The organism is Streptomyces thioluteus, assembly GCF_039535865.1.
The window spans coordinates 16,205-28,033 of record NZ_BAAAXZ010000004.1 but is presented as its reverse complement, the minus strand read 5'-3'; the positions used below and the strand labels follow the sequence as shown (position 1 = coordinate 28,033).

At 70.6% G+C, this 11,829-nt stretch carries 8 protein-coding genes and 2 pseudogenes; 2 read left to right on the top strand and 8 right to left on the bottom strand.

Features of this window, described 5'->3' with window-relative positions:
- Positions 1 to 8: 8 nt before the first annotated feature.
- Positions 9 to 632: a UbiX family flavin prenyltransferase gene (locus tag ABD794_RS00650; RefSeq protein ID WP_344960335.1), complete on the top strand. Its 624-nt coding sequence runs from the start codon at positions 9 to 11 to the stop codon at positions 630 to 632.
- A gap of 8 nt (positions 633 to 640) precedes the next feature.
- Here ABD794_RS00650 and ABD794_RS00645 read toward each other — a convergent pair whose 3' ends face one another.
- From ABD794_RS00645 to ABD794_RS00625, 5 genes and pseudogenes are all read right to left on the bottom strand, one after another.
- Positions 641 to 1,003: a hypothetical protein gene (locus tag ABD794_RS00645; protein WP_486389108.1), complete on the bottom strand. Its 363-nt coding sequence runs from the start codon at positions 1,001 to 1,003 to the stop codon at positions 641 to 643.
- A gap of 299 nt (positions 1,004 to 1,302) precedes the next feature.
- Positions 1,303 to 1,593, bottom strand: a complete 291-nt coding sequence (locus tag ABD794_RS00640) for a DUF6624 domain-containing protein (RefSeq protein ID WP_344960333.1) — start codon at positions 1,591 to 1,593, stop codon at positions 1,303 to 1,305.
- A gap of 202 nt (positions 1,594 to 1,795) precedes the next feature.
- Positions 1,796 to 2,140: a hypothetical protein gene (locus tag ABD794_RS00635; RefSeq protein WP_344960332.1), complete on the bottom strand. Its 345-nt coding sequence runs from the start codon at positions 2,138 to 2,140 to the stop codon at positions 1,796 to 1,798.
- A gap of 40 nt (positions 2,141 to 2,180) precedes the next feature.
- On the bottom strand, positions 2,181 to 2,495 hold the full coding sequence (locus tag ABD794_RS00630; protein WP_344960331.1) for a nucleoside triphosphate pyrophosphohydrolase family protein: 315 nt from the start codon (positions 2,493 to 2,495) through the stop codon (positions 2,181 to 2,183).
- A 221-nt stretch (positions 2,496 to 2,716) separates the two neighbouring features.
- Positions 2,717 to 2,858, bottom strand: a pseudogene (locus ABD794_RS00625) (nucleotide sugar dehydrogenase); the annotation flags it as partial.
- 64 nt (positions 2,859 to 2,922) lie between these two features.
- Here ABD794_RS00625 and ABD794_RS00620 point away from each other — a divergent pair.
- A pseudogene (locus ABD794_RS00620) lies at positions 2,923 to 3,201 on the top strand (glycosyltransferase family 2 protein); the annotation flags it as partial.
- Between the two features lie 6 nt (positions 3,202 to 3,207).
- Here ABD794_RS00620 and ABD794_RS00615 read toward each other — a convergent pair.
- The 3 genes from ABD794_RS00615 to ABD794_RS00605 form a co-directional block, all read right to left on the bottom strand.
- Positions 3,208 to 3,954 carry a transposase family protein gene (locus tag ABD794_RS00615; RefSeq protein WP_344960330.1) on the bottom strand — a complete coding sequence of 249 codons (747 nt, stop codon included), beginning with the start codon at positions 3,952 to 3,954 and terminating at the stop codon, positions 3,208 to 3,210.
- A gap of 484 nt (positions 3,955 to 4,438) precedes the next feature.
- A complete protein-coding gene (locus tag ABD794_RS00610) occupies positions 4,439 to 5,131 on the bottom strand; it encodes a class I SAM-dependent methyltransferase (RefSeq protein ID WP_344960329.1) in 693 nt (230 codons plus the stop codon).
- A gap of 33 nt (positions 5,132 to 5,164) precedes the next feature.
- The gene (locus tag ABD794_RS00605; protein ID WP_344960327.1) at positions 5,165 to 11,770 is read right to left on the bottom strand and encodes a type I polyketide synthase; all 6,606 of its coding nucleotides are present in this window, start codon (positions 11,768 to 11,770) and stop codon (positions 5,165 to 5,167) included.
- Positions 11,771 to 11,829 lie beyond the last annotated feature (59 nt).

Sequence of the window (11,829 nt, the reverse complement as noted above, 5' to 3'; positions counted from 1 at the left end):
GTACGCCCGTGAACCTCATCGTCGGCATGACCGGCGCATCGGGTGCCATCATCGGCGTGCGCACCCTGCAGGCATTGCGGGCCCTGGACGTGGAGACCCACCTCGTACTCACCCGGTGGGGGCGTGCGCTGGTGGAATACGAGACCGACTACACCGTGCAGGATCTGCGCGGGATGGCCGACCATGTCCACGGGCCCGGAGACCAGGCAGCCGCGATATCCAGCGGGTCCTGTCCGACCGACGGGATGATCATCGCTCCCTGCAGCATGAAGACGCTCGCCGCGATCCGGGCGGGGTACGCCGAAGACCTCGTCGTACGAGCGGCCGATGTCACGCTCAAGGAGCGCAGGAAACTCGTCCTCGTCCCCCGTGAGGCGCCACTGAACGAGATCCACCTGGAGAACATGCTGGCCCTGGCCCGCATGGGCGCCCTGATCCTGCCGCCGATGCCGGCCTTCTACAACCACCCCAGGACCATCGACGACATCGTCATGCACCTCGTGGCCCGCATCCTCGACCACTTCGGCCTCGAACTCCCCTCCGCCTTCCGCTGGAAGGGCGGGCTCAGCAGACCCCAAGTCGAGCTCGCGACGGACCCGGCCGCAGAAGCACACACAGATGCGCACGCGTAGCAGGACACCTATGCCGAGTGCTGCGCCGCCGCCCTGACAGGGAGACGAGTCAGGCGCGGTCGGTGTCTCCCCGAAGCGCCAAGTGGACATGACCAGTGCTCCGGTTCCTGGTACTCGCCGAGGTTCGTAGTCACCCTGGCAGCACCATGCTCCGCGAGCACCGCAGCGGCCACTTGCCGGACCACAGCCGTCACTTCGGCGAGCAGTACCGGATCTCCGTCGCCGAGATTGACAAGGGATGGCGTGTGTTCTCTGAGCGGCAGGGCGTGGGCGTCCCGGTCCCACTGCCCGTGAAAGATCGTGATGATCCTTTTGGAGCGGTCCAGGTCATGCGCGGGCAACACCCCGAGAACGCGCAGGTCGGGGATCACCAGCTCGGCTTCGTCCAGCAGTTCCCGCCGGGTCGCCTCTTCCGGGGTTTCGTTGTCGCTGTCGCGGTTCCCGCCTATGAACGATCACGTTCCTGGGCCGCAGATGTCAGGGATGTTGTCGCGGAGGTGGAGGAGGTACTGCCCCTGGCTGTTGTAGATCAGGGCCACTGTGCCCTCCGGCACCTGGTCCTTTGCCGCCGTGTGGTCCGCCCCCTGCCGTGGCCGGCGGTTTGCCGTACCGCGCACGGATCTCGGCGTCGTACTGCGCGTGCGGCCCCAGGCCCACCGTGGCGCGGCGCTCATCCAGCTGGTCTGGGTCGACGATCGGCCGGGGTCCGAAGCGGCCCTTTGTTGTCGTCGAAGTACTGTGTTCCATACGTCTGCTGTCGCTGCTGGGCGACCTGGCAACGATCGGTCAGGTAGGCGAGATGCCGCGGCAGCACCTCTCCGAAATCGACGGCCGCCGTCAGCAGCTGGAGCACGTGTAGCTGGAACTCCAGGTCCCGGTCGGCGTGCTGGATCAGCAGCCACGCCGCATCTGCGGCCTCCTCCCCGACGAGGGTTTGTCCGGGCCAGCCGTGTTCGGCCACACACGGTCTTGAGCCAAGCGGTGTTGTCCGCGTCGACCGCGCGCATCGCCTCCCGGTCCGACTCGACATCGTCCTCACCGTCACGAACGCCCCCGGGCGTGCTGGTCGATGGCCACGCGCCGTAGGAGTTCGGCGGCGAGCTCGGGGTTGAGCGGATTCGTCATCGTGCCCCCTCCTTCTGTGCGTACATCAGCAGCGCGGCTCAGCTCCTGCGCGGCCAGTCGACGACGAGACGGCTACAGGTCTTGTCGATGGCGAAGCGCGGGTCGGCGGCCGTCAGCTGGTCGCGGGCATCGCCGACGGCCATGCGGAAGCTGGGCTCCGGCGCGTCGTGGCCCCAGCCGCGGTCCCACTCGCTGATCGCGGTGGCGACTTGGCCGGCGAGTTCGGTGGCGCGCGGGCCGTGGCCGATGACACCGATCTGCCAGAACGAGCCCTGCTCGTCTTCACCGAGGATCTGCAAGATGCGGCGCTGGTCGATGGGGAACGTGCTGTAGTCGTCGAGACGGGTGGTGAGGCGGTGGATGATGTCCCAGGTAGTGTCCACGGGCATCCCCTCTTCGCTGTGTGCGTGGATGGTTTCCGGATCACTGCCCTTCGGGGTCGTGTACGCGGGTGAGGACTCCTCTGTCGTCGGGAGCGTAGACGCGCCCGCGATTCTTGGCGATCTTGCGTTCGATCTCGGTTTGCAGGTCGGTGCCGGTCATCTCGGCAAGGGCTGCGAGGTAGAGGAAGACGTCGGCCAGCTCTTCACCGAAGTCGGGGAGGTTCTTGCGCCAAGCGGTGAACGCCTCCCCTACCTCGGCGTTGAGAAGTCCGAACTCCAGTGGAACGTCAGTGGTGTTGAATCCTTTCTCGATCTTGTTGTCCCAGGCGAGTTTCTGGGCTGAGCGGATATCCACGGGTCCTCCGGCGCACAGCGACATAGATGCTGCCGGAGCCTAGCGAGGGGCGTATGACCCTCGTGGGAAGTTCGCGGTCTCTCATCCGGTCGAGATGTTCATGCCGATCACGGTGTCCAGCATGAGGACGGGCGCCTGCGCGGCCAGCCGCTGGAAAACGTCCTGGTAGGCCGTCACCAGCGCCGCTACCAGCATTGTGCGCAGCCGTACGGAGGTAACGTCCCCACGTAGGACTGACCGGCGGTGAGCCGCTGGACGCGGTGCGGGTCCACGTCGTAGCCGACGACGCGATGACCCACCTCTTGCAGCGCGTACGGCCAGTGGAAGCCCTACGTAGCCCTGACCAGCGACAACGATCTGCATGGCAGCTCCTGCTCGATTGCGGTGCTTGAATGGACCGTCGTTCCTGGTCTGGCAAGGAGAAGCGCTGTGCCCCCTGGTGTCTGTCGTGATGCCCGTGTACAACTCGGCAGCCACCCTCGGCGCAGCCGTCCGATCGGTGCTCACGCAGACCCACAGCGACCTGGAGCTGCTGGTCACCGACGACCAGTCCTCCGATGGCTCCATGGATCTGCTCCGCGAGTTCGCCGAGCAGGACGAGCGCGTCCTGCCGGAGTCGGCACCCGAACAGGGCGGTGCGGGCCGGGCCCGCAACCTCGCGATCGAGCGGGCCCGCGGGGACTACATCGCCTTTCTCGACAGTGAACGTCTTTCATCCTGAATAGCCGCAGGTCAGAAGGGCGTGGACGGCTTGGACGATGCGGCTGATGCGGTTGGTGGAGCAGCGTGCCCGGCGGAGGATGCGCCAGGACTTCCGCCGGGCGAAGGCGCGTTCGCCCGGGGCCCGCAGTCTGGCGTGGACACGATTGAACCGCTGGTAGTGGTCGGGGAGTTCGCGGTGCCCGTAGTACGGGGTGCGGACGGTGGCGCCGGCACCTTGGTAGGCGCGGTCGGCCAGGACAAGGATTTCCCTGGTCAGGCAGGCCTGGAGGATCCAGTGGGCCCGGGCGGCGGTCAGATCGTGCGTGCGGCCGGGCAGCGCGCGGGAGAACCACAGCGGGGTCCCGTCCGGGCGCGCGACGACCTGCACGTTCATGCCGTGCTTCCGGTGCTTCTGCGAGTAGTACGGCTCGTCCGCGGCGATCCGGTCGGTCGGGATCAGCGTCCCGTCAACGACGACGAAGTCCCCCTCACCCAGGCCCACCAAAGCCTCGCGCAGGCCCGGGGCCCACGCGGCCAGGACCTCGAGGGTCTCGTCCACGTATCGCCAAGCGGTGGACTCCGATACTCCGAAACCGGCCCCGACCTGCGCGAACGTCTCGTTCTTCCGCAGATGCGCCAGCACCAGCAGGGCCTGCTTGAAACAACCCAGCCTCCGCCACGGCGACTTCAGCTCACGCCTACGGGCATGGATCAGCCACGAGACATACTCGACCAACTCGAAGGGGACGCCGAGCATGGCAGGATACGGAACCAACAGAGCCCCTTGGCGCCGGTGTCGAGTGAGATCAACACCCCAACGACAAGGGGCTCTCCCATGTCACCAACCACCACCTCTGACCTGCCCGTTCCACCCCGCAGGACAGGATGAAAGACGTTCAGTCATCTCCTCATCATGGTTCACAGACCGGGCATTGGGCACCGAGTACTCATGCCGGTGATCGTTTCCGGTCACAGCGCTAGCCCACCTCCGCCTGCGCGGAGAGCAGCCTTCCCCACCTGCGGCGATACAACGGCTTTGCCTGTTCTTGACGTCAAGGAGCAGCATCTGGTCGTCCGGTGCGCGCACACCCCAGTGGCCTGCCACGGCTGGTCGCCGCCCAAGCGGCAGCCGAGGAAGCTCTGTCCTCGAACGCTCCGCATGCGTCGCGCCCCCGGGCGCAAGAGGGCGGTGCGCCCCGGCGTTCCGCCGCCGCTCGGGCGCACCGCTCCCCCGGTATTTGTCAGTCAGTCGTCCAGGCGCGCCAGATGCCCACGCAGCCGCGTGACGTCAGCTGGAAGCGGGGGAAGTACTGGGCGAGTTGGTCGCGGAGGTCGTCGTAGTTGTCTTCCTGGTTGTGGAAGTCGCCGCGCTTGTTGAGGTAGTTCATCGTCCAGCGGCCGCGGGCGCTGACCGGGACGCCGGAGGAGAGGACGGTGGCGCCGAAGACAACGCCGCCGGGGCGGACGACGGCCGCGGCGTGCTTCAGGGCGATGCCCTTCTCCTTGATGCTGCCGGGGACGCAGTGGAGGAGGTAGCTCATGCCGACCGAGTCGTAGGCGCGTTCCTCGAGCGGGAGGGGTTCGAGGACGTTGGCGCGGACCGTGGTGACGTCGTAGCGGTTGAGGCGCTGGGCCGTGTGGGCCAGGGAGTTGGGGTTGAGGTCGACGAGGGTGATCTTCGGGTCGGCGACCGGGAAGGTGGCGTTGTCGAGGAGGTAGCCGGTGCCGACGCCGATCTCCACGTGGTTGGCCCCGAGGCAGGTGTCGTACATCTGCCGGGAGACGGCGGGCGAGCAGTGCCAGGCGAGGGGGGCGGTGCCCTTGAAGACCGCGAGGTCGTAGATGTTGAGGAACGACTTCGTGTAGCCGGCCTGCCCGTCGATGACCTGCTGGTCGATGAGGTGGTCGGTCGTGCTTGCGCTGGTGGTGGTCATTTTGTTCCTGTCGGTGTCGGGGGACGTCGTTCCTCAGTGGAGACCGTCGAGCCAGGCGTGGACCGCCTGGAGCGTGGGGCCACTGTGTTCTCGGATGATCGAGAAGTGCGTGCCGGCCGTGTCGACGGCGGTGTGCGGGAGGGGCCAGTGCGGCTGCCAGTCGGTCGGCGCCTCGTCGAAGGGGCGGTCGGAGGCTCGGACCAGGAGGGTCGGCGTGCCGGTCTCCTTCGGGGTCCAGGTGTGGAAGAGGTGGGCGTAGTGCGCCATGGCGGTCAGGTAGGCGTCGTCCCCGGTTCCGGCCGTCCAGAGGACGTCCTCGCGCGCGCCGTCGATGTGGGCGTGCAGGTGCGGGAGCATCGCGCTGTCCGGGCGGTGGCTGTCCAGGAGGACGACGGCGGCGGGAGCGATGCCGCGTTCCTGGAGGGCCGTCGCCGTGGCCTGGGCTATCCAGCCGCCCGCCGAGTAGCCGAGGAGGACGACCGGGCCGCCGTCGGCGCATGCCTCGACGCTGTCCGCCTGCAGGCGGGCCAGCGTCTCGACCGAGGCGGGGAGTGACTCCTGCCAGGTGAAGCCGGGGGCCGGCAGGACCCAGATGTCGCGTTCGCCGCCGGACACCGCGGCCAGGCGCGCGTACTGGTGTGCTCCTGAGCCTCCTGCGAAGGTCGGGAAGCAGATCAGTTTCGCGCTGTCCGCCGCGCCGCGGGCCAGGCGGACGTGCGGGACGCGGAACCGCTCCTCCGGCGCGTCGAAGGTGGGGCGGAACTCCGCCACGCGCAGGACCAGTTCCTGGAAGGCCTCCCCCCGGCCCAGTTCGCCGGCGCGGGCGAAGAGGGGGGCCAGGGTGGACGGGGCCTCTGCGGCGGGTTCCTCGGGTGTCGTCTCCGTCGGCGTCCACTGTCCGGTCAGGTGCCGGGCCAGGGCGGTGACGGTCGGGTGCTGGAAGACCAGCGACGGGGGAAGCCGGAGGCCCAGGTCCGCCCCGAGGCGGTTGCGCAGGTCCACCGCGGTCAGCGAGTCGAAGCCCAGCTCGGGGAGCGGGGTTTCGTCGTCGACGGAGGCGGCGTCGGCCAGCCTGAGGACCTTCGCGACGAGTTCGCGGACGCGGCCCGCGACGATCTCCGCGCGTGCGTCCTCGGGTGCCGCGGCCAGTTGCTCGCGGAATTCCCGGCCCTGGTCCGTGCTCCCCGTGCGGCTCTGTTCCCGGGCCGAGATCCCGGCCAGCTCGGGCCAGTACCGCTCGTGCTGGAAGGCGTACGTGGGCAGCTCCGCCGGCTTCGCGCCCGCGTCGGTGAGCATCGTCGCCCAGCCCACCGCTACGCCCTTCACATGCAAGTGGGCCAGTGAGGCGAGGAGTTCGGACTCGTCGGCGGGGGCGATCCGCAGGACGTCGTGCACCCCTTCCGAGGCCAGCCACCGCAGGCCGTCCTCGTGCTCCGGGCGGGCCCAGTGCTCCGGGGAGCGCAGCTCCTCCGGCGTGACGGGGCGGCCGGTCCGGTCGGAGACGAGGGGGATCGTCGGTGCCTGGATCGCCAGGGTGGTGATGTCGGTGTCCGGGGCGGCGACGAGCGTCACCGCGTCGGTCAGGGACAGCGCGCCCGCGCAGTGCGCGGCGGCCACCTCGCCGTCGGCCCGGCCGTGGACGAAGGCCGGGGTGACGCCCCAGTGCTCCAACAGCCGGTACAGCGCCACCTGTTCGGTGAAAGACGTGGCCCGCAGGAGGACCGGGTCCTCGCCCGGCTCCAGGATCTCCCCGAGCGGACGGCCGAGGTGTATGGCGAACGCGGCGGCAACCTCGTTGACCGCCTCGGCGAAGGCGGGGACCAACGGGTACAGCCGGCGTCCGATGCCGGTTCCGTCCGCGAAGTGGAACGCCACCGTGGCCCGGGAACGGGTCGTTCCCCGCACCAGGTTGGGGGCTTCTCCGCCCTCCGCCAGGAGGGTGAGGGCCGCCAGCGTTTCCTCCCGACCAGCGCCCAGGATCACGGCGCGGTGGTCGAGTCCGGCCCGGGTCGCCGCCAACGAGCGGGCCACGTCCGCCTGTTCGAGTTCGGGGCGCTCCTCCACGAAGCGGCGCAGTCGGTCCGCCTGGTCGCGCAGGGCCTGCTCGGTCCGGCCGGACAGGACCCAGGGGACGGAGGGCAGGGTGGCCACGGCGGTCGGCTCGCTCGCTTCGGGCTCGTCGTCCGGGGCCGCTTCCAGGATCACGTGCGCGTTCGTCCCGCTGATGCCGAAGGCCGAGACGCCGGCCCGGCGCGCCCTCCCGCTGTCGGGCCATTCACGGGCCTCGGTCAGCAGTTCCACGCCGCCGGACGACCAGTCCACGTGCGGCGTCGGGTCGTCGACGTGCAGGGTGGGCGGCAGGATGCCGTTGCGCAGGGCCATCACCATCTTGATCACTCCGCCGACGCCGGCCGCGGCGGCGGTGTGGCCGACGTTGGACTTCAACGAACCCAGCCACAGGGGGGCGTGGGCCGGGCGGTCCTGTCCGTAGGTGGCCAGCAGGGCCTCGGCCTCGATGGGGTCGCCGAGGGTGGTGCCGGTGCCATGGGCCTCGACGGCGTCGACGTCGCGGCTCGTGAGGCCGGCGTTGGCCAGGGCCTGGCGGATGACGCGGCGTTGGGCGGTGCCGTTGGGGGCGGAGAGGCCGTTGCTCGCGCCGTCCTGGTTGGTGGCGGTGCCGCGGATCAGTGCCAGGACGGGGTGGCCGTGGCGGCGGGCCTCCGACAGCGGTTCCACGAGGATCGCGCCGACGCCCTCGCCCCAGCCGGTGCCGTCCGCGGACGCGGCGAACGCCTTGCACCTGCCGTCGACCGCGAGTCCGCCGGCCTGGCTGAACTCCACGAACGCGCCCGGGGTCGAGAGGATCGTGGCTCCGGCCACCAGGGCGGACGTGCAGTCGCCCTGGCGCAGGGCCTGGACCGCCAGGTGGAGGGCGACGAGGGACGAGGAGCAGGCGGTGTCGACCGTGATGGCCGGGCCTTCCAGGCCGAAGGTGTAGGCGATCCGGCCCGAGGCGACGCTCGTCGACGTGCCCGTCATCAGGTGGCCGGCGCCGTCCTCCTCGGGGGCCGTCTTCATCAGCGGCAGGTAGTCCTGGCCGGCGATGCCGACGAAGACGCCGGTGCGGCTGCCGCGGACCGACTCGGGCGACATCCGCGCCCGTTCGAAGACCTCCCACGCCACTTCCAGCAGGTGGCGCTGCTGCGGGTCCATGGCGAGGGCCTCGCGGGGGCTGATGCCGAAGAGGAGCGGGTCGAACTGGTCGGCGTCGCGCAGGAAGCCGCCGCGGTTGACGTAGGTGCGTCCGAGCTGCCCCGGCTGCGGGTCGTAGAGGCCCTCGACGTCCCAGCCGCGGTTGCGCGGCATGGACGAGACGGCGTCGCGTCCCGAGGCGACCAGGTCCCAGAGCTGTTCGGGGGAGGACACGTCGCCGGCGTAGCGGCAGCCCATGGCGACGATGGCGATCGGCTCGTCGGCGACGGGCGTGGTCCGCGCGGCCGGTTCGGCGGGGCGGTCGTCGGTGTCCGTCAGGTGACCCAGGAGGTGGGCGGAGAGCTTCTCGGGGGTCGGGTGGTCGAAGGCCGCCGCCGGGGAGAGGCGGACGCCGGTCGCGGCGTCGAGCCGGTTGCGCAGTTCCATCGCCGTCATCGAGACGAACCCGAGGTCGGTGAAGGGCCTGGCGACGTCGAGCTCCGCCGCGGAGGACAGGTTCAGGACCACGGCCGCGTGCTCGCAGACCGTTTCCAGCACCAGGCGTTCCCGTTCGGTCGCGGGGAGGCCGGCCAGGCGTCGCCGGAAGTCGGTGGAGGCGGTCTCGGTGGTCTCCTCCTCCCCCGCGGACTGCTGTACGGAAGCCGTGTGTTGGCGGGTCGGCCCCGCCTCCAGCCAGTACCGGCGTTGCTGGAAGGCGTGCGTGGGGAGGTCCACCACGCGGCGGCGCGGGCCGAGGCGGTCCGACCAGTCGACCTGGACGCCGCGTACGTGGGCCTCGGCGACGGAGGTCAGGAAGCGCTGGACATGTCCTTCGTTGCGGCGCAGGGAGGCGAGGACGACGCCGTCCGTGGCGGTGTCGTCCAGGACCTCTTCGACCGACACCGCGATGACCGGGTGCGGGCTCATCTCGATGTAGGTGCGGTGTCCGGCCGCGACGAGCCCGCGCACGGCGGGGTCGAAGTGGACGGTCTGGCGCAGGTTGCGGTACCAGTAGGCGGCGTCGAGGCCGGCGGTGTCGAGCTGGGCGCCGGTGACGGTCGAGAAGAAGGGGATCTTCGCCGTCCGCGGGGTGATTCCGGCGAGCAGCGGGGCGAGTTCGGCCTCCAGGGATTCGACGTGCGCGGAGTGGGAGGCGTAGTCGACCGCGACGCGGATGGCTCGTACGCCTTCATCCTCGGCGGCGGCCAGCAGTTCGTCGAGGGCTTCGGGTTCGCCCGAAACGACCACCGACGAGGGGCTGTTGACGGCGGCGACGGAGAGGCGCGGGCCCCAGGTCGCGAGGCGTTCGCGGGCGCGGTCGGCGGGCAGGGCGAGGAAGGCCATGCCGCCGCGGCCGGAGAGGCGTTTGGCGACGAGCTGGGACCGCAACGCGACGATCTGGGCGCCGTGTTCGAGGGAGAGGGCGCCCGCGACGACGGCGGCGGCGATCTCGCCCTGGGAGTGGCCGACGACGGCGCCGGGCTCGACGCCGTAGGACCGCCAGAGGGCGGAGAGGGAGACCATCATGGCCCACAGGGCGGGCTGGACGACGTCGACGCGGTCCAGGATCGCGGGGTCCTCGGTGCCGCAGACGACGTCCACGAGGGAGAAGTCGACGTGGGGTTCGACGGCGGCGGCGCACTCGTGGAGCGTGTCCCGGAAGACGGTGGAGTCGCGGTACAACTCGGCCGCCATGCCGATCCATTGGGATCCCTGGCCGGGGAAGACGAAGACGGGCTTGCCCGCGTCCGCGGCGACGCCTTCGACGACGCCGGGGGCGCTCCTGCCCTCGGCGAGGGCGGCGAGGCCGTTGAGGTAGTCGTCCCGGTCCGCGCCGAGGACGACGGCGCGGTGGTCGAAGAGGGTGCGGGAGGCCAGGAGGGAGTGGCCGACGTCGTGCGGGGCGAGTTCCGGGTGGTCGAAGGCGTGGTGGCGCAGGCGGGCGGCCTGTTCCCGGAGGCCGCGGGCGTTGCGGGCGGAGATCGCCCAGGGCCAGGGGGCGTCGGTGCGTACCGGCTCGGCCGGTTCGCCGGCCGGCCCCTCGGCCGACTCTCCCGCCGGCTCCTCGGTGGCCTGTTCCAGGATCAGGTGGGCGTTGGTGCCGCTGATGCCGAAGGAGGAGACGCCGGCGCGGCGCGGGCGGCCGGTGCCCGGCCAGTCGCGCGCCTCGGTCAGCAGCTCGACGGCGCCCGAGGACCAGTCGACGTGCGGGGTGCGCTCGCCGGCGTGCAGGGTGGGCGGCAGGACGCCCTTGCGCAGCGCCATGATCATTTTGATGACGCCGCCGACGCCCGCGGCCGCCTGGGTGTGGCCGATGTTGGACTTCAGCGACCCGAGCCACAGGGGTTCCCCGTCGGTCCGGTCCTGGCCATACGTCGCCAGCAGGGCCTGGGCCTCGATGGGGTCGCCGAGGGAGGTGCCGGTGCCGTGGGCCTCGACGGCGTCGACGTCGGACGCCGCGAGTCGCGCGTTGGCCAGGGCGGCCCGTATCACCCGTTGCTGGGAGGGGCCGTTGGGGGCGGTGAGGCCGTTGGAGGCGCCGTCCTGGTTGACCGCGGAACCGCGGATGACGGCCAGTACCGGATGCCCGTTCTTCCGGGCGTCCGAGAGCTTCTCCAGCAGCACCATGCCGATGCCTTCGCCCCAGCCGGTGCCGTCGGCCGCCGCGGAGAACGCCTTGCAGCGGCCGTCCGCCGCCATGCCGCGCTGCCGGCTGAACTCGACGAACATGCCCGGGGTCGCCATGACCGCCGCTCCGCCGGCCAGGGCCATGCCGCACTCGCCGGCGCGCAGGGCCTGGACGGCCTGGTGCATGGCGACGAGGGAGGCGGAGCAGCCGGTGTCGACGGTGACCGCGGGTCCTTCGAGGCCGAAGGTGTAGGCGAGGCGGCCGGAGAGGACGCAGGCGAGGAAGCCCGTCGAGTAGCCCTCCAGGTTCTCCGCGGAGTCGCGGACCAGGTAGGCGTACTCCTGGCTGCTGGTGCCGACGAAGACGCCGGTGCGGCTGCCGCGCAGGGAGGACGGGGTGATGCCGGCGCGTTCGAAGGTCTCCCAGGTCACCTCCAGCAACAGGCGCTGCTGCGGGTCCAGGGCGAGCGCCTCGCGCGGGCTCACGCCGAACAGGCCCGCGTCGAAGGACGCGACGTCGGCGAGGAAGCCGCCCTCCTTCGCGTACGTCGTGCCGGGCCGGTCCGGATCGGCGTCGTAGAGGCCGTCCAGGTCCCAGCCGCGGTCCTCGGGAAAGGGCGTCACCGCGTCCTGTCCGGTGACGACCACGCGCCACAGGTCCTCCGGGGAGCGCACGTCCCCCGGGAAGCGGCAGCCCATCGCCACCACCGCGATCGGTTCCGCGGCGGCGTCCTCCAGTTCCTTGAGACGGCCGCGCGTCTCGTGGAGGTCGGCCGTCACCTTCTTGAGGAAGTAGCGGATCTTGTCGTCCGTAGCCATCAGATACCACCTCGTGTCGAAGTCACGGTTGTGTCCCCTCGCATCCGGGATGCGACACG